Origin of the sequence: Pseudomonas sp. B21-041 (genome assembly GCF_024748675.1) — a bacterium.
In the GTDB taxonomy this organism is placed as follows: domain Bacteria; phylum Pseudomonadota; class Gammaproteobacteria; order Pseudomonadales; family Pseudomonadaceae; genus Aquipseudomonas; species Aquipseudomonas neuropathica.
The window spans coordinates 3,755,809-3,773,326 of the sequence record NZ_CP087175.1; the positions used below are offsets into that span (position 1 = coordinate 3,755,809).

A 17,518-nucleotide genomic window follows, 5' to 3' on the forward strand; every position below is an offset into this window, starting at 1 on the left:
CTACAGTTGATAACGGCTCGCACTGAGCCATCGCAGTGGAAAACTCGTCATGAGCGAAACCGGTCCGCGCTGACCGCGCGGGTTACCCATCAGATTGGTCTGGAGTTGCGAACATGGGATTTGTCACCAGCAAAGACGGCGTCGAGATTTTCTACAAAGACTGGGGCCCGAAAGACGCGCCGGTGATCCACTTCCACCACGGCTGGCCGCTCAGCTCGGACGATTGGGACGCACAGATGCTGTTCTTCCTCGGCAAAGGCTTCCGGGTGGTTGCCCATGATCGCCGTGGGCATGGACGTTCGAGTCAGGTCTGGGACGGGCACGACATGGATCATTACGCCGACGATACGCTGGCTGTGGTTAATCATCTGGGCCTGAAGAACGTCGTGCATGTCGGCCATTCGACCGGTGGCGGTGAGGTGATTCATTACATTGCCCGGCATGGTCAGGACAACGTTGCCAAAGGTGTGCTGATCAGCGCGGTGCCACCGTTGATGGTGCAGACCGAGAGCAATCCGGGTGGGCTGCCGAAATCGGTATTCGATGACTTTCAGGCGCAACTGGCGGCGAATCGCGCGCAGTTTTATCGCGACATTCCGACCGGGCCGTTTTATGGCTACAACCGGCCAGGAGCCACGCCATCGGAAGGGATTATTGCCAACTGGTGGCGTCAGGGCATGATCGGCGGAGCGAAGGCGCACTACGACGGGATCGTGGCGTTTTCGCAGACCGATTTCACCGAGGACTTGAAGAAGGTCACGGTGCCGGTGCTGGTGATGCATGGCGAGGATGATCAGATTGTGCCGTATGCGGATTCAGGGCCGTTGTCGGCGAAGTTGCTGCCCAATGGCACGCTGAAGTCGTATCCGGGGTTCCCCCACGGGATGCCGACGACGGAGGCAGAGACGATCAACGCGGATCTGCTGGCGTTTATTCGCGGCTGAGATCATCGGCAGCCATACACTTTCCCCTGTGGGAGCGAGCCTGCTCGCGAATGCGATCTTTCAGTTGAACTTGAGCTGTATGACCCACCGCATTCGCGAGCAGGCTCGCTCCCACAAGGGGGATGTGATTGGGCTCACGTCCATTATTCCTCTGTGCGCCCCGTGCTTTCACGATCACGCTCGTAGTGGTGAGCCAGTGGCAGCGCCGGCAACCATGATTCACGCCGAATGGTCCAGAGTTCGTAAGTAGGTTTGAACTGATTAGGCTCATCGAGCGATCCGATGTTGACCTCTACTTCATCTGCCGAACGTGTGAACACAGGTGAGCCGCAACGCGGGCAGAAAAAGCGCCCGTTGTAGTCGCGGGTTTCGCCGGTGACCTTCAACGCATCCTCGGGAAATATGGCCGAGGTGTGAAAGAGCGTGCCGTGGCGTTTGCGGCAGTCGAGGCAGTGGCAGATGCCGACTCGGTAGGGCTGACCTGTCACTTCGAAACGGACATCGCCGCACAGGCAACTGCCGGTCAATAGATTCATGTCGCACCTCCTCTTCAGAATTTGAAATTAGCGACAGCCCTCACCCTAACCCTCTCCCAGAGGTAGAGGGAACTGACCGCGCTGAATGTGCAAGTTGCACCGACTTGAAATACCGAGTCGAACTCAGGTTTGAAGAGCACAAAGATCAGCTCCCTTTCCCCCTGGGGGAGAGGGAACTGACCGCGCTGAATGTGCAAGTTGCACCGACTTGAAATACCGAGTCGGACTCAGGTTTGAAGAGCACAAAGATCAGCTCCCTTTCCCCCTCGACCCCCTGGGGGAAAGGGAACTGACCGCGCTGAATGTGCAAGTTGCACCGACTTGAGATACCGAGTCGGACTCAGGCCTGGAAGTACATGGAGATCTGCTCCCTTTCCCCCTCGCCCCCTTTGGGGGAGAGGGCTGGGGTGAGGGGGGGGGAATCGCACTGACACACCGCAAAACCCAAAGCCCCCGCCATCCAGTATTTTCATCAATAAACACGAAGGCCGTGATCACGTTTAAAGCACACAAACCGTTACGCCATCCTCCCTACAACACCTTGCGTCGTTACCTACGCGTACGCCAGAATCCGCCGGCTTACACGGCTATGGGCCGGGCTATATCGTTTGCCTGTCACTGCAAAACAGTGATCGGGTTTGGTAGCCCGTCTGTAATAGCCGTGTGACAACACCCTGTGCTGTCTCTTTGTGGAGGCTCAGTTCAATGGTAGTCATGCGTGGGGCTCACTCGTGAGCGCCGGGTTCCTATTGCAGCCGGTCTACCAACCCGCGTATGGCCACCACTCACTCGTTTGGTAGCGAGAGTGATGGCTCCTTAAACTGCGATAGGAGTTTCATCCATGTTCAAAATCACGCCAAATCCGCCACCCACCGATCCAATCCCTCACGACCCAGCGCTCAACCCGCAAAAGGTCAAAGAAGCCACCGACCGCGCCCTCGACTACTACCTGCGACCCGAAGCACTGGGGGCGCCGCCAAGCTCACCCAAGTTTCGCCCGGTCTATTTGGTCGACCCCACGCTGGATGACGAAACCCTACGGGTCGAAGCCTGTGAGTCGCTTTCCTACGCCCACTCCATGGCCGGTAACATCGCCAACTCGATAGGCGGCCCGGAGCGCAAACCGCTGCTGGCGCTGCAACAGGTGATCATGCTGAACGAGCTGCTGGTCAATCGCCTGCTGGACAAGCTGCGCGTGCCACAGTAGTCACCCAAAGGATGAGTGCAGAGTTACCCCTTCACTCATTCCGTAGATTGATGAGCAGAATTCATCAAGCCATCCCGATTTAGCCGTCTAGTGCCCCCCCGTCACCTCGCTTACTGTGCTCCCCACGCCCAACGGGAGATCGACATGCACAAGCGCACACGCGGCAACCGTTCACTCGAAGTATCCGCCCTCGGCGTTGGCTGCATGGACCTGAGCTATGGCTATGGCTCGACCACAGCTACTCAGGACATCGCAGAACCGCAAAGGATGGAGCCTTTCACGATGGCCACTGACACACGCAGCAGCGCTGCCCTTCCCGCACTTATGGCGTTCTGCCTGATCGTTGGGTCGATGTTCAGCGCTACCACTCAAGCAGCCGAGACACCGCAATCCATGACTACTCCGCAAACCACAGCACGAGCCCTGTCGGGTAAACAACAGACGATTCCACTGATTGCCGCGTTCATGGCGACCAGCGACATGCGCAACCTCAACTCGGCGCTCAACCAGGCACTCGACGCCGGCCTGACCATCAGCGAAACCCGGGAAATTCTCGTGCAGCTCTACGCTTACGTCGGGTTCCCGCGCAGCCTCAATGCCTTGAACGAGCTGATGACGGTGGTGCAGGTACGCAAACAACGCGGCATCGAAGATGCGCCGGGGCGTGAGCCGGGCCGGGCGATTCCAGTTGGGGATGAACTGCTGGCCAGCGGCACCGCGAATCAAACGAAAATTTCGGGCGCCCCGGTCAAAGGCCCGGTGTTCGAGTTCGCCCCGGTTATCAACCAGTTCCTGCAAACCCACCTGTTCGGCGACATCTTCGAGCGCGACAACCTTGACTGGCAAAGCCGTGAACTGGCGACCGTCGGGGCGCTGGCTGCAACGCCGGGCGTAGAATCGCAACTGCGCGCGCATATGGCGGCGAGCCTGCGCGTCGGGCTCAGCGCGGCACAGTTGGCCGAGGTCACTGAGCTGCTGAAAAAGCACGGTGATGCGCAAACCGCCGAACGTGCAAATGCAGCGCTCAAAGAGGCTTTGGCGGCTTCGAAAAAATGACCGAAAAATGGACCTGATATCGATTTCTCAAAAATATCGGCGTTCGGAGTTGTGTGGGTGCGCTGATCTACAAACCCTGGTTTGCGATCAGCGTCCATACTGTGGTTTTTCAGAAGTCGGGACTCCGCCATGCCCTCCCCCGAATCCAGCCTTTTGCAGAGCTGGCACGACAACGCTGATGTCTGGATCGAGGTGATCCGCAGCGGCGCCATCGAAAGCCGTCAGCAGGTTACCGATCAAGCGATTTTGTTGGCGATCATGGGCCGGCAGCCGCAGCGTGTGCTCGACCTCGGCTGCGGTGAAGGCTGGCTGTTGCGGGCGCTGGCGGATCGGGGGATTGATGCCGTCGGGGTGGATGGCGATGCGCGGCTGGTCGAAGCGGCGCGTCTGGCGGGGGCGGCGCGGGTGCATGTTGCGAGTTACGAAGCGCTGGTCGATGGCAAGGTCGATATCGGTCGTGACTACAACCTGGTGTGCGCGAATTTCTCGCTACTGCATCAAGACATAATTCCGCTGCTTGCCGCGATGAATGCCTTGCTTGTTCCCACAGGTGTTGTGGTCATTCAGACACTGCATCCATGGTCTGTCGCGGCAGGCGATTATCAGGATGGCTGGCGCGAAGAATCGTTCGCGGGATTCAAAGGTCAGTGGCAGCCGATGCCGTGGTATTTCCGCACGTTGTCGAGTTGGCTGAATGCGCTGGACATGGCCGGGTTCCAATTGGCCGGTTTGCAGGAGCCACAGCATCCGCAAAGTCCAGTGCCGCAGTCCTTGCTGATGGTTGCCGAGCGCCGCTGAGATTTCAGAAACACCATCAATCATTGTGGGAGCTGGCTTGCCAGCGATGGCGTCGGGTCAGTCAACATTGATGTTGAAGGTGCTGGCCTCATCGCTGGCAAGCCAGCTCCCACAGTGGTTTGGGTGTGCCAGGAATTTGTGACCACCATACAAACCTGTGGGAGTGAGCCTGCTCGCGATGACGGTATTTCAGGCGACATCAATGTTGAATATCAGACCGCAATCGCTTGCAGGCAAGCTCCCACAGTGGTTTCGGGACCACGGATGCGGTACTGCGCCAGCAGGCGCATGACGTAGCCAATCTTGATCAGGGTCGGGCCGAGGATGGTCAGCGAATGCATCGCCACCAGCAGCGCAATCGGCATGTGGCCGTTGTAGAGATACGCACCGTATATGCCAGCGAGCAGCATGAGCAGACCAGCGACGAGGATTTTGCTCGACAGGTGCAGAACGTTCAGCGGGCTTTCGAAGAAAGTGAGCATGGTGGCGTACTCCTGAGCGGTTCGTTTAGGTAAGTTGAGTACATCAAGTCTCGTGCCCGATTTTCAATTCAATAAAATCAGTTTGTTGCACGATAACGAGTCAATTTGACACAAACCGGAGATAGTCAATTCGACCTGAAGCCTTGTCATTACGACTACATAAAGACACGGTAAGAAAATCCGGTCTGCGGTTCGGTGTCTCCGTCGTCAGGATTTCCAATGCTCGGCAATTGTCGATCTACGGCACCGGCAATCGACCAAGGACTGACTACGCTGTAAATCCAGCTGTCTAACCTGCCGAGGATGACTGCCATGCAACGCTTTCAAAAACTCACCCCTTGCCTTTGGTTCGACGATCAGGCCGAAGCCGCTGCGAAGTTTTACTGCTCAATCTTCGATCACGCGAAAATCACCGGCCTGACCCACTACAGCAAGGTCGGTCAGGAATTTCATGGCAAACCGGAAGGTGCGGTGATGACCGTCAGTTTCGAACTCGACGGCCAGACCTTCACCGGCCTTAACGGTGGGCCGATGTTCAAGTTCAGCGAGGCGATCTCGTTTCAGGTCAATTGCCAGAATCAGGAAGAAGTCGACCATTTCTGGGGCAATCTGTCCGAGGGTGGCCCCGTCGAAGCCCAGCAATGCGGCTGGCTGAAAGACAAGTTCGGCGTGTCCTGGCAGATCGTGCCGGTGGCGTTCATGCACATGATGCTGGATGCCGACACCAGCAAATCGCAGCGAGCGATGCAGGCCATGTTCACGATGAAAAAACTCGACATTGCCGAACTCGAACGCGCCTTTGCCGGCCAGAGCTAATACACTGGCGCCCTGGCCTGCCGGGAATAACAACGATGAAACACGCTGCCGCCAAACACCCTGAAAAAGCCCCGCGCTTCTGGCGCGACGCGGCGCTGCCGTTCATTGAAGCGCGGGCCATCGCCGATGGCCGCGAAGTCTGCTACGCCCGGCATTCCCATGCGCACTTTTCCATTGGCGCGATCACCGCCGGTCGCAGCACCTATGTGCATGAGCAGGCGCAGTTCGAGGTCGCGGCGGGCACTGTGGTGCTGATGAACCCCGGCGATGTGCATGCGTGCAATCCGATCGATGATCAGCCGTGGTCGTATGTGATGCTGTACGTGGAAACGCCCTGGCTGACGGATTTGCAGCATCAGTTGGGCTTTGCCGGTGATCTGCAGTTTCGGCGTTTTTCCACCACTCACCTTGATGACACTGCGCTGTTCAACGAACTGAACGGGCTGTATCAAACGTTAGTCGACCCGCAACAGGATGTGCTGCGCAAGCAAAGCGCGGCGGTGGAGTTTTTCAGCGACCTGCAACTGCGTTTGAACCCGCCGGCCCCTCTCTGCGCGAGCCAAATTTCAAACTGGAACGCGCTGCCGATTTCATCCGCGAGCACTGCACCGAAGTGCTCAACCTCGACGACATCTGCGCCGCTGCACAGCTTTCACCGTCGTACCTGATCCGCGCCTTCAAACAGCATTACGGCATGACGCCCCACGCATTTTTGGTCAACCAGCGCATCCAGTTCGCCCGCGAGCGTTTGCGCAGCGGGGAGTTGATTGCGGATGTGGCGCTTGAGGCCGGGTTTGCCGACCAGGCGCATTTTCAACGAGCGTTCAAGCAGCATCTGGCGGCAACGCCCGGCCAATATCGCGGCTGACACCTCATCTGAAAATCAACACTTCCCCCCGTGGGAGCGAGCTTGTTTGATCGTTCCCACGCTCTGCGTGGGAACGCAGCCCGGGACGCTCCGCGTCCCTTCCAGAGCCGAACGCAGAGCGTCCGTTGAGGCATTCCCACGCGGAGCATGGGAACGATCAATCGCTGGCCAACACATTCAGATATTGACATATCGGTAAATTCCGATATCGTCGCGGCATGGAACTACTCGAAATCTTCAAAGCCCTCTCGAACCGCACACGCCTGGAAATCCTCAAAGGCTTGAAGGATCCCGAGAAACACTTTCCTCCCCAGGACGAAGGTGACGTGCATACGGTGGGTGTTTGCGTCAGCAGTATTCAGGAAGGCGTCGGGCTGTCGCAGTCGACGGTGTCCGATTACCTGGCGACGCTGCAACGCGCCGGCCTGGTCGAAGTCAGGCGTATTGGGCAGTGGACCTATTACAAACGCAACGAAGCAGCGATCAGCGCGCTGGCCGAGATCATCGGCAGCGAGCTGTAATTTTTTGCCCCACGATATCGAGAATTCCCGATATCCCTTTTTACCGAAACGAGGAAATGCAATGAAAGCGATGATCCTTACTTCATTTGGCGGCGCGCAATCGTTCGAACTTTGTGAGGTACCCAAGCCAGTGCCACAAGCGGGCGAAGTCCTGGTACGGGTGCACGCTACCTCCATCAACCCGCTGGATTATCAGGTTCGCCGTGGCGACTATGCCGATCTGGTGCCCCTCCCCGCCATTACCGGGCACGACGTCTCCGGCGTTGTCGAAGCCGTCGGGCCGGGGGTGACGGCGTTCGGGCCGGGTGACGAAGTCTGGTACACCCCGCAGATTTTCGACGGCCCAGGCAGTTATGCCGAATACCACGTGGCGGCCGAAAGCATTATCGGCAAGAAGCCGCCCGCACTGAGCCACCTTGAAGCGGCAAGCCTGAGTCTGGTTGGCGGCACGGCGTGGGAAGCGCTCGTCGTGCGGGCGGCGCTCAGAGTCGGCGAGAGCATTCTGATCCATGGCGGCGCGGGTGGCGTCGGTCATGTCGCAATCCAGCTGGCCAAAGCCATCGGCGCGAAAGTCTTCACTACCGTGCGTGAAGGCAATTTCGAGTTCGCCAGGCAGATGGGCGCCGATGTGCTGATCGATTACGAAAAGGAAGATTACGTCGAGGCGATCCTGCGCGAAACCGCTGGCCGCGGCGTCGATGTGGTGTTCGACACCATTGGCGGCAACACCCTGGCACGCAGTCCCGACGCCCTCGCACAGCTTGGCCGCGTGGTGTCGATCGTCGACCTTGCCCAGCCGCAAAACCTGATTCAGGCCTGGGGCAAGAACGCCAGCTACCACTTCGTTTTCACCCGACAGAATCGCGGCAAACTCGATGAGTTGAGCGCATTGATCGCCAACGGTCAGTTGCGCCCGCACGTTGGCGCGGTCTATGCGCTGGCCGACATCGGCCTGGCCCATGCCCGGCTGGAGACGCCCAACAACGGCCTCCAAGGGAAGATCGCGATTGCTGTCGTGCCGTCGTCCGAACTCGCCAATCGCTGAACTCAGTGCAAGGAGAACACCATGATTTATGAGATCGCTTTACTGCCCGTTCACACAGAACAAACTGCGGCGTTTCGGCATGCGTTTACCGAGGTCGAGCCTTTGCTCAAACGGGCAAAGGGTTACGGCGGCCACCTGCTCGCGCCAGGAATCGAAACGCCTGAGGTGTTCAATTTGATTGTGCGCTGGCAATCCCTTGAGGATCACACGCCGGGGTTTGAAGCGAGTGAAGACCATCGGCTGTTCATGCTGGGCCTGGAGGAGTATTTTTCGGACGAGCCGAAGGTCTGGCACATCGAAGGTGGCGCGTTTCAGCAGCCATTCAACTAATCAATCTCTCGGCTACCCGTGATCCATTGTAGGAGTGAGCCTGCTCGCGATAGCGGTCTATCAATCGACATTTATATTGACTGATACACCGCTATCGCGAGCAGGCTCACTCCTACAGGGTTTACGGTAGCAGCAGGTATATCGCGCTGACGGCCAACAACCCCGCCATCACCCGATTGAACCAACGCATTCCCGCCGCATTGCTCAAATACCCACGCAAAAACGTCCCGGCATACGCCCAGCAGCCGACCGACAGATAACAAATCACCAGATACACCGCCGCAAACTGCCACACCAGCCGCGCCTCGCCATCAGCGACAAACGCGCCCATACCCGCGACGCATGCCAGCCAGGCTTTCGGGTTGAGCCATTGCATCACCGCGCCATACAGCATCGATGGCGCCCGCCCTGACTCACCGGCATTCAACTGTCCGTCATCCATGGCCAGTTTCCACGCCATGAACAGCAGAAACGCCACGCCGGCCAGTTGCACCACACGGGTCATGAACGGCCAGAGCTTCAACACCTCATGCAGGCCCAATCCCATCAACACCAGCAACAGCACAAACCCCAGCGTCGCTCCGGCAACATGCCGCTGACTGGCGCGAAAACCGAACTGCGCCCCGGAACTCAACGCCACGATATTCACCGGCCCCGGCGTGATCGACGCAGCCAACGCAAACGCCGCCATGGAAACAATCAGACTCATCGCACACCTGCTTCAAATCGAGGAACAAGGTGCTCACGGTAGCGAGCACCCGGTCCTCGGTATTGAAGAAAATGCCCCTGTGATCCTGATCGTTCCCACGCTCTGCGTGGGAATGTAGCCCGGGACGCTCCGCGTCCCTCCCAGAGCCGAACGCAGAGCGTCCGTTGAGGCATTCCCACGCAGAGCGTGGGAACGATCAAACGACACAAATCCCCTGTGGGAGCGAGCCTGCTCCGGGCGGCGTTCCGACGAATGCGGTGGGTCATTCAGCACTGCATTGCCAGGACGACCCCATTCGCGAGCAGGCTCGCTCCCACACATAAAAAGACGATCAGTCCAAACGCGGCACGGTGAAGCGGAACTCGCTGCCCTGCCCCGGTTCACTCTCGGCGAAGATCCGCCCGCCATGGGCTTCGACGATACCTTGGGTGATGTATAACCCCAGACCGGTGCCGGTCGGATTGCCCTCTTTCACCGTCCAGTAACGGTCAAAGACGTGCGGCAGATGTTCCTTGGGAATGCCCTCGCCGCTGTCGCGCACAGTGAAAACGATATCATCGCCGACCGACGTGGCATGCACGCCCACCGTGCCCAGGCGCGGGGTGAACTTGATCGCGTTGCCGACCAGATTAGACAGCACCTGAAACAGCCGCTCGGGGTCGGCATGGATACGCAGATCGGGGTCGGCGGCGAAGGAAATGCTGATGTCCTTGTCCAACGCCAGCGGCGCGAGCAACGCCTGCGCCTCCTCGAACATCTGCCCGACATCGAGTTTCTGCGGGGTGATGGAGTAGCGCCCGGCGTCGATTTTCGAGGTGTCGAGCAGGTCCTCCAACAGCGTATTCATGCGCCCGGCGGCCTGCTGCATGGTGTCGATGGCCGTGGAGATCCTGCGCGAAGTGTGCGGGCCGTCGGAGCTGAAAGCCTTCTGCATCATGCCGCAGAGCATCGAGATCACGGTCATCGGGTTACGCAGATCGTGCGACACCACCGCCACCAATTCATCGCGGGCGCGCACCGCTTCCTGCTCACGGCGGACCTGCCGGGCCAGATCGTTTTCCAGTGCCGAACGGCGCAGATCATTGGCGGCGAACAAATCACCGTGGCTCCACTTGGTGGAGATCCCGGCCATCTCTACTTTCCAGATTTCGAACGAGGTACGCGGGCGCAAACGCAGGCCGGCGCCGGAGTTTTCCAGGTCCAGCGGCTTGCGCGGATCGCCGCTCCAATTGATGTTCTCCTTGACCTCGGGACGGAACCAGAACACGCCGTTGTCCACCGGTTTCGGCAGGCTCATGGCAAGCACGCCGCTGGCCACCTGCTGATATTGCGCGGCCGGCGGGTAGACGCTGGCCAGGTGATGACTGGCAAACACTGGCTCGCCGCTGTCCTGCAGCCACTTGTGCAAGGCGCGAATGTCTTCCGGTTCCGGGCAGTTGCCGTAACGGTGCAGTTGTTTGTCTTCGATGATCGCGATGCCGCCGGCATTGGTCAGCGCCATCAACGTCTGCGGTTGATTGGCCAGACCGTCGAAGACATTCTGCGGCGAGTCGATCATCGCCTGATTGAGCAGCGCCAAGGCTTCGACTTTTTCTTCACGCTGACGGCTGATCTCCAGCGCTTCCATGGCGCTAATCTGCAACGACAGTACCTGGCCGATGGTCTGGCACGCCGCACGCAACTCATGCGGCACGTGCAGTGGCTGACGATTGCCGCAACTGATCAGGCCCCAAAGCTTGTCACCCTTGAGCAGGGAAATGCTCATCGACGACAACACGCCCATGTTTTTCATGTACTGGCAGTGGATCGGCGACACACTGCGCAGGGTGGCGAAACTCAGGTCCAGCGGCGTGTTCGTGTCCGGGCGCAGCTTAGGCACCAGCGGCACCGGTTGGTAGTCGGCATTGGGGATAATCCGCAGCCAATTGGTGCGATACAGCTCGCGCGCCTGTTCGGGAATGTCCGACGCTGGGAAAAACAGGCCATTGAATACTTCCATCGACGGGTCGGAGGCTTCGGCGATCACCTGACCGTGGCCCTCCTCCTCGAAACGATAGATCAACACCCGGTCGTAACCGGTCATGGCCTGAATTTCCTTGACGCTGATGTCATACAGCGCCTGCAACGTGGTGGCCCCTTGCAGACGCTGGAGCATGCGCCCCAGATGCGTTTGATTGCCGGCGACATTGCGCGGCTGGAAATTTTCCACGTGGATTTCCAGCTCCAGAATCAGCACACCTTGATGGCGGTGCAGCAAACCCTCGAATGCCGTGCCGTTGAGCCTGAAGCGCAGCGGCTGCACATCGGACAGCGACGGTTGCAGTAAAGCTTCGCGCACTTGCGCCGCTTCGGCGTCGCCGATCAGGCTTTCCAGTGGCTGGCCGATCAGGCTTTGCGGCACCCGGGCCAGCAGGCTTTCGACGTTGGCGCTGACCTGAATGATCGCCAATGCAGGTTCGCTCAGGGTCAACAGCAAGCCGTGGGGCTGGATCGCACCGGGGAAACGAATCGGCTCGTCGGCACAGTTGGCCAGCAGTTCTTCAAAGGCTTCTTTGTCTTGCGGGTTCATGCCAGTACCTCCCGGCTTTCGAGCCAGCGCTCGAAACAGCTGAATGTGGTTTGTGCGGCGGTGACGACAGCGCCGCGCTCGGCGGCGCTCATTGGCCGACTGCCGAGGTATTCGATAAAGTCACGCCAGCGCCGGCCCGTGGCGGCGCCGTAGATATCGAGAAAAGCCGCGCCGTTATCGGCTTCCAGGCCTAACCGCGTCGAGATTTCCCGGCGCAGAATCTGCCCGCCCAGCGTCGCCCCCTCGAGGACGTAGAGCACGCCAAGGCAGGCAGCGCTTGAGTCGATGACCGGCAACTGCTCGCACTGCGGCAGGTTTTGCAGCGCTTCGGCAGATACGCCCAGCGCGTGCAGATCAGTGCGCAAGGTTGGCGCTTTGAGTCGAGGCGTCAGATCAAAATCGGCAGGAATTGCATCACTGCGGAGCAAGGCGTTTTCCAGCGGCAGATAGAAGCCGTAATAAGCCTGCATCAACCGCACAAAAGCCTGGGTATCGAGGGTATCGGAGAAAAAAGGAAGGCGTTTTTCCAGTGCGATGTGCAGTTCGGCAGTGCCGGCTCGCAGATCTTGCAGCACCGGTGGCACATAAACTTCACGGGCCTTTGCTTGCATGTAGATCGCTCTTGGTGGGGCCGCCAGGGGCCAAACGGGGTGAATGCAACGTCGGTGAAATTTTACACGGCTATCGCGGTTTCTGACCGGCCGGATAGATATTTCTGCCGAAACCATCACCCTCTGAGTCATTCAGAGTGAAGGCATCTGCAAAAAGTTCGACCGCGTTGCCCAACGGCACCGGGCGCTGTACCGCGACAGCGCCGCGTGACTGTATGGGTCTGAGCGCCCGGAGGCTGTGCTAAAAATATCGCTCTCGTTTCTGGAGTGCCGTCATGGATCTCGCCACGCTCATCCTGTTTCTTCCGGCCTGCTTCGCCCTGAATATGGCCCCCGGGCCAAACAATCTGCTGTCGGTCAGCAACGCCACGCGTTATGGCTTTCGCCGCGCCTGCACGGCGGGCATCGGACGGATTCTGGCGTTCGCCGGGATGATCGCACTGGCCGGTGCCGGTCTCTCAGTGGTGTTGCAGACTTCGGAATGGTTGTTCCATGCGATCAAGATCGTCGGCGCGGCGTATCTGTTGTACCTGGCCTGGCAGTTGTGGCGGGCCAATCCCGAGGCCGAGCAGCAAGTAACAGGCGGGACCGTTGGCTTCTTTGCTTTAGCACGACAGGAGTTTCTGGTGGCGGCGGGCAATCCGAAGGCGATTTTGCTGTTCACCGCGTTTCTGCCGCAATTCGTCGACCCGGCGCGCCCGGTGGCGGCGCAATTCGCCGTACTCGGCGTGCTGTTCCTTTTATTGGAGTGGATCGCCATCAGCGCCTACGCCTGGATGGGCCTGCACATGCGCCGCTGGTTCGCCGAGCCGCGCGGCAAACGAATCTTCAATCGTTGCTGCGCAGGCCTGCTGTCGGCGGCGGCTTCGGTGCTGTTGATGGCCAAACGCGCTTAAGCCTCGGACGGGCCTTTGAGTTCGACCTGATTGCCGTCCGGGTCGAAGCAGTACAGCGACAGCCCTTTGCCCTCGGCGCCGAAGCGTGACTCGGCTTTGGCCACGCTCAAGCCGAAGGATTGCAAGTGCGCGCGCAGTGCTTCTTCGTCGAACGGCTCGATGCGCAGGCAGAAGTGATCGACGTTACGCCGTTCGCTGCCGGCCGCCCCGCCGCCCTTGCGGCCGAGTTCGCCTTGCAGGTCGACGAGGTCGATCATCGACGTGCCGGCGCGCAGGTGTATCAGGCCCAACGGTTCGTTGCGCTTGACCACTTCGGCACCGAACACCTGGCTGTAGAAGTCGATGCTGCGCGGCAGGTCCGCGACGCGCAGGACGATGTGATCGATATGCTGGATGGAAAACGGATGCATCGGACACACCTCAACAAACGGTAGGAGCTGCCGATAGCGGCGATCTGGGATTTTGGGACGCGGAGCGTCCCGGGCTGCATTCCCACGCAGAGCGTGGGAACGATCAAGATCGCAGCCTGTGGCAGCTCCTACACGGTAGTTCAGAGGGGTTGAAAATTCACTGTCGATTTTTCGGTGGAGCCATCGACAAACTGGTTTTACTCTCAGCCCATGAACATACAAACCGCTGTCCTGCCGCCCCACGCCGAGATGGTTCGCGCCATGCTCGAACGCGACACTGCCTACGAGGGCGTGTTCTTCACGGCCGTGAAAACCACCGGGATCTTCTGCCGCCCCAGTTGCACGGCGCGCAAACCGAAACCGGAGAACGTCGAGTTCTTCGCCCACGCCGACGACTGCCTGTCGGCGGGCTATCGCGCCTGCCTGCGCTGCAAACCACTGGATGCCGCAGCCATCGCCCCGGACTGGGTGCAACGGCTGCTCAACGCCGTGGGCGCCGATCCGGAGGTGCGCTGGAGCGACGCACAATTGCTCGCTGAAGGCATCGAGCCGCTGAAGCTGCGGCGCTGGTTCAAGCAGCATTTCGGCATGACCTTCCATGCGTGGCTGCGCACGCGCCGCTTGGGCATGGCGCTGGGCGGGATCAAGCAAGGCATCTCGATTGATCACGCCGCGTTTGATTCGGGTTATGAATCGCTCAGCGGTTTTCGCGATGCCTTTCAGAAGTCCTTCCACATCACCCCGGGCCGCGCCGGACACAGCGAGCCGCTGCTGTTCACCCGGTTGACCACGCCGCTGGGGCCGATGATTGCCATGGCCGAACGCCGTGGCCTGGTGTTGCTGGAGTTTCTTGATCGCCCGGCACTGACCCGCGAAGTCGAGGAATTGCAGAACCGCTACGGTTACGCGGTGGCGCCGGGGCACAACGCGCATTTGCAGCAGATCGAGGCGCAACTGGCGCAGTATTTCGCCGGCCAGCTGAATACCTTTACCGTGCCATTGCACCTGCCCGGCAGCGAGTTCGCCCGGCAGGTCTGGTCGGCGCTGCTGCAAATCCCTTACGGCCACACCAGCACCTACGGCGCCATCGCCGCCGGTTTGGGCAAACCCGGCGCCAGTCGCGCGGTCGGCCTGGCCAACGGGCACAATCGGCTGTCGATTGTGGTGCCTTGTCATCGCGTGATCGGCGCGGATGGCTCGCTGACCGGCTATGGTGGTGGGCAGCCGCGCAAAGCGTTTCTGCTGCGACTGGAAAACGCCGCCGTGCAGCTCACGCAACCCCTGGCATTCTGACGAATCGAATCAACTGACAAGAAGGATTTTTGATGAACGCGCTCGCTACGCAGTTTCACCAGTTGCACCAGCAAGGCCTGTTGATGCTGACCAACGTCGGCGACGCCACCGGCGCGCGACTGGTCGAGCACCTGGGCGGTAAAGCCGTGGCCACCAGCAGCGCCGCAGTGGCCTGGGCCCACGGCTACCCGGACGGCAACGCTCTGCCCCTCGAACGGCTGGTGTCGACGGTAGAAGCCATCGCCCGGGTGATCAGCGTGCCGTTGACCGTGGACGTCGAGGCCGGTTATTCCGACGACCTCGGGCGCGTGGCGGAAGTGTTGGATGCGGTGATTGCGGCGGGTGCTGTTGGCATCAATATCGAGGACGGTTCTGCGGATCCGGAGTTGCTCGCGCGCAAGATCGAAGTGGCACGTCAGGTGGCCAACAAGCGCGAGGTGCAGCTGTTCATCAATGCGCGCACCGACGTCTATCTGAAAAGCCTGGTTCCGGCCGAAGATCGCGTCGCCGAAACCCTGCGTCGCGCTGCGTTATATCAAGCGGCCGGTGCCGATGGCCTGTTCGCGGCGGGCGTCACGAGTGCCTATGAAATCGAGGCAATCTGCAAGGGCACGGCGCTGCCGGTCAACGTGCTTGGCTTCGCGTGTTTGCCGTCGCCTGAAGAGCTGCTGGCGCTGGGCGTACGCCGCTTGAGCGCCGGCTCCGGCATTGCCGAATTCCTCTATGGCGCGATGGGCGGGCTGGTGAAAAGCTTTCTGGCCAGCGGCAAACTCGACAGCCATGAACTCAAGGCGTTCACCTACGGCGAAGTCAACGGCTTGCTGAAATAAATGGCTGACGACTATCAAGCGGCCAGCGCGTTTCTGGCCGCGCTTGATCCGCACTGGCGGCGCCATATCGAAGCGATCGGCCCGTGCCTGCATCAACCGCATCCGGCGCGCGATCCTTATGAGTCATTGGTGCGGGCGATTGCTTATCAGCAGCTGCATGCCAAGGCCGGCGATGCGATTGTCGGGCGCTTGGTGGGACTGTTTCCGGGGCAGTCATTTCCGCGTCCCGAGCAGATTCTTGCGACTGATTTCGAACGCATGCGCGGTTGCGGGTTTTCGGCGAGCAAGATTGCGACGATTCAGGGGATTGCTCAGGCGACGCTGGCGGGTGTGGTGCCGGATTACGCTACGGCGCTGGCGATGGATGACGAGGCGTTGATCGAGCGTTTGGTCAGTTTGCGCGGGGTCGGTCGCTGGACGGTGGAGATGTTGCTGATCTACAGCCTGGAGCGCATGGATATTTTGCCGGCGGATGACTTTGGTGTGCGTGAGGGGTATCGGCGATTGAAGGGGCTCGAGGTGCAGCCGACGCGCAGACAGATGGTCGAGATTGGTTTGGCGTGGCGGCCGTATCGGACGGTGGCGGCGTGGTATTTGTGGCGGGTGCCGAAACTGCAGCCCTCACCCTAGCCCTCTCCCAGAGGTAGAGGGGACTGATTGGGGGATATTGGAGATTTACACCGACCTGAAATAGCATCTGTGAATCCACGATCGACAAGACTTCTCAAACCTATAATCGACTGCCCTCACTAGCTCTCTCCCAGAGGCAAAGAGGACTGATTGGGGGAGATGGGAGATTTTACGCCGACCTGAAATAGCGTCTGTGAATCCATGATCGCCAAAACTTAGATCCATAATCGACCGGATTTCTCAGGTCGATGGATGACGCAAGACAACTCGGTCAGCCCCCTCTCCCCCCGGGAGAGGGCTGGGGTGAGGGGCCTTTGACTGTATCGCACTGTATATCCCGAAGCCGCAGACACACCAAAAGCACAATCCCCACACCGTCGACACACACCCGATACACCCCAACGCTGAAATGCCCCGGTCGATTTCACTCAACTCACCGGAGCTGCATCATGACCGCCACCCTTTCAACCGCCATCAAAGCCCTGCACCTGAACCTCGACCGCGCCGGCACCTGGCTCGCCCCTCTGACGCTGCGCCTGTTCATCGCCTGGGAATTCTTCGAATCCGGGCTGGAGAAACTCAACGGGCAGAACTGGTTCGAAGACATCCAGGACAGATTCCCCTTCCCATTCGATCAACTGCCGGCAACGCTGAACTGGGAACTGTCGATGTGGGCCGAACTGATCTGCGCACTGGCGATTCTGCTTGGCTTCGGCACGCGCATTTCGGCGGTTTCGCTGATCGTGGTCACCGTCGTGGCGACCGCCGCCGTGCACTGGCCCGCAGACTGGTCGTCACTGAGCGAACTGGCGCAGGGGTATGCGATCACCAACAAAGGCTTCGGCAACTTCAAGCTGCCGGCGATTTACCTGGCCGCGCTACTGCCGCTGGTGTTCGCCGGGGCGGGCAAGTTGAGTGTCGATGCGTGGCTGGCGCGGGTGTTCTGGAACCGAAGCACCCGCTGAGG

General features: G+C 59.8%; 19 protein-coding genes and 1 pseudogene. 14 read left to right on the forward strand and 6 right to left on the reverse strand.

The genetic code is table 11. The annotated features are described in order from the left end of the window. Positions 1-113: 113 nt before the first annotated feature. Complete coding sequence (locus tag LOY43_RS16425; protein ID WP_095118413.1) at positions 114-944, forward strand: alpha/beta fold hydrolase; 831 nt, start codon at positions 114-116, stop codon at positions 942-944. A 143-nt stretch (positions 945-1,087) separates the two neighbouring features. On the opposite strand, the gene LOY43_RS16430 is transcribed toward LOY43_RS16425, so the two are convergent. Then, a complete protein-coding gene (locus LOY43_RS16430) occupies positions 1,088-1,480 on the reverse strand; it encodes a GFA family protein (protein WP_095124604.1) in 393 nt (130 codons plus the stop codon). A gap of 841 nt (positions 1,481-2,321) precedes the next feature. On the opposite strand from LOY43_RS16430, the gene LOY43_RS16435 reads away from it, so the two are divergent. The 3 genes from LOY43_RS16435 (at position 2,322) to LOY43_RS16445 (ending at position 4,541) form a co-directional block, all read left to right on the forward strand. After that, on the forward strand, positions 2,322-2,687 hold the full coding sequence (locus tag LOY43_RS16435) for a DUF6124 family protein (RefSeq protein ID WP_095047916.1): 366 nt from the start codon (positions 2,322-2,324) through the stop codon (positions 2,685-2,687). Between the two features lie 282 nt (positions 2,688-2,969). Continuing rightward, complete coding sequence (locus LOY43_RS16440) at positions 2,970-3,743, forward strand: carboxymuconolactone decarboxylase family protein (RefSeq protein ID WP_408980845.1); 774 nt, start codon at positions 2,970-2,972, stop codon at positions 3,741-3,743. Between the two features lie 129 nt (positions 3,744-3,872). Then, the gene (locus LOY43_RS16445; protein ID WP_095124603.1) at positions 3,873-4,541 is read left to right on the forward strand and encodes a bifunctional 2-polyprenyl-6-hydroxyphenol methylase/3-demethylubiquinol 3-O-methyltransferase UbiG; all 669 of its coding nucleotides are present in this window, start codon (positions 3,873-3,875) and stop codon (positions 4,539-4,541) included. A 212-nt stretch (positions 4,542-4,753) separates the two neighbouring features. On the opposite strand, the gene LOY43_RS16450 is transcribed toward LOY43_RS16445, so the two are convergent. Next, positions 4,754-5,023, reverse strand: coding sequence for a transmembrane sensor/regulator PpyR (locus LOY43_RS16450; protein WP_220556395.1), 270 nt, complete (start codon positions 5,021-5,023; stop codon positions 4,754-4,756). A gap of 312 nt (positions 5,024-5,335) precedes the next feature. Between LOY43_RS16450 and LOY43_RS16455 the strand changes: the two genes are divergently transcribed. The 5 genes and pseudogenes from LOY43_RS16455 (at position 5,336) to LOY43_RS16475 (ending at position 8,603) form a co-directional block, all read left to right on the forward strand. After that, the gene (locus LOY43_RS16455; protein ID WP_095124601.1) at positions 5,336-5,839 is read left to right on the forward strand and encodes a VOC family protein; all 504 of its coding nucleotides are present in this window, start codon (positions 5,336-5,338) and stop codon (positions 5,837-5,839) included. Positions 5,840-5,874: 35 nt separating this feature from the next. Beyond that, positions 5,875-6,707, forward strand: a pseudogene (locus LOY43_RS16460) (helix-turn-helix domain-containing protein). A 218-nt stretch (positions 6,708-6,925) separates the two neighbouring features. Next, positions 6,926-7,228, forward strand: coding sequence for a helix-turn-helix transcriptional regulator (locus LOY43_RS16465; protein WP_077572353.1), 303 nt, complete (start codon positions 6,926-6,928; stop codon positions 7,226-7,228). Between the two features lie 61 nt (positions 7,229-7,289). Next, positions 7,290-8,273 carry a zinc-dependent alcohol dehydrogenase family protein gene (locus LOY43_RS16470; protein ID WP_258708394.1) on the forward strand — a complete coding sequence of 328 codons (984 nt, stop codon included), beginning with the start codon at positions 7,290-7,292 and terminating at the stop codon, positions 8,271-8,273. A 21-nt stretch (positions 8,274-8,294) separates the two neighbouring features. Next, entirely contained in the window at positions 8,295-8,603 is a 309-nt protein-coding gene (locus tag LOY43_RS16475) for an antibiotic biosynthesis monooxygenase (protein ID WP_258708395.1), read from the forward strand. Between the two features lie 121 nt (positions 8,604-8,724). On the opposite strand, the gene LOY43_RS16480 is transcribed toward LOY43_RS16475, so the two are convergent. From LOY43_RS16480 to LOY43_RS16490, 3 genes are all read right to left on the reverse strand, one after another. Beyond that, positions 8,725-9,312, reverse strand: coding sequence for a LysE family translocator (locus tag LOY43_RS16480; RefSeq protein WP_095047924.1), 588 nt, complete (start codon positions 9,310-9,312; stop codon positions 8,725-8,727). Between the two features lie 331 nt (positions 9,313-9,643). Then, complete coding sequence (locus LOY43_RS16485; RefSeq protein WP_258708396.1) at positions 9,644-11,881, reverse strand: ATP-binding protein; 2,238 nt, start codon at positions 11,879-11,881, stop codon at positions 9,644-9,646. Then, on the reverse strand, positions 11,878-12,492 hold the full coding sequence (locus tag LOY43_RS16490) for a biliverdin-producing heme oxygenase (protein WP_095124597.1): 615 nt from the start codon (positions 12,490-12,492) through the stop codon (positions 11,878-11,880). The genes LOY43_RS16485 and LOY43_RS16490 overlap by 4 nt, the downstream gene beginning before the upstream one ends. A 275-nt stretch (positions 12,493-12,767) precedes the next feature. Between LOY43_RS16490 and LOY43_RS16495 the strand changes: the two genes are divergently transcribed. Then, a complete protein-coding gene (locus tag LOY43_RS16495) occupies positions 12,768-13,388 on the forward strand; it encodes a LysE family translocator (RefSeq protein WP_095124596.1) in 621 nt (206 codons plus the stop codon). On the opposite strand, the gene LOY43_RS16500 is transcribed toward LOY43_RS16495, so the two are convergent. Further along, positions 13,385-13,798: a VOC family protein gene (locus tag LOY43_RS16500; protein ID WP_095047928.1), complete on the reverse strand. Its 414-nt coding sequence runs from the start codon at positions 13,796-13,798 to the stop codon at positions 13,385-13,387. The two genes, LOY43_RS16495 and LOY43_RS16500, sit on opposite strands and share 4 nt — an antisense overlap. 210 nt (positions 13,799-14,008) lie before the next feature. On the opposite strand from LOY43_RS16500, the gene LOY43_RS16505 reads away from it, so the two are divergent. The 4 genes from LOY43_RS16505 (at position 14,009) to LOY43_RS16520 (ending at position 17,516) form a co-directional block, all read left to right on the forward strand. After that, on the forward strand, positions 14,009-15,091 hold the full coding sequence (locus LOY43_RS16505; protein ID WP_258708397.1) for a bifunctional transcriptional activator/DNA repair enzyme AdaA: 1,083 nt from the start codon (positions 14,009-14,011) through the stop codon (positions 15,089-15,091). Positions 15,092-15,123: 32 nt separating this feature from the next. Next, positions 15,124-15,921, forward strand: a complete 798-nt coding sequence (locus LOY43_RS16510) for an isocitrate lyase/phosphoenolpyruvate mutase family protein (RefSeq protein WP_220556401.1) — start codon at positions 15,124-15,126, stop codon at positions 15,919-15,921. Beyond that, positions 15,922-16,551: a DNA-3-methyladenine glycosylase gene (locus LOY43_RS16515; RefSeq protein WP_258708398.1), complete on the forward strand. Its 630-nt coding sequence runs from the start codon at positions 15,922-15,924 to the stop codon at positions 16,549-16,551. Between the two features lie 449 nt (positions 16,552-17,000). Then, entirely contained in the window at positions 17,001-17,516 is a 516-nt protein-coding gene (locus tag LOY43_RS16520; protein WP_257355407.1) for a DoxX family protein, read from the forward strand. Positions 17,517-17,518 lie beyond the last annotated feature (2 nt).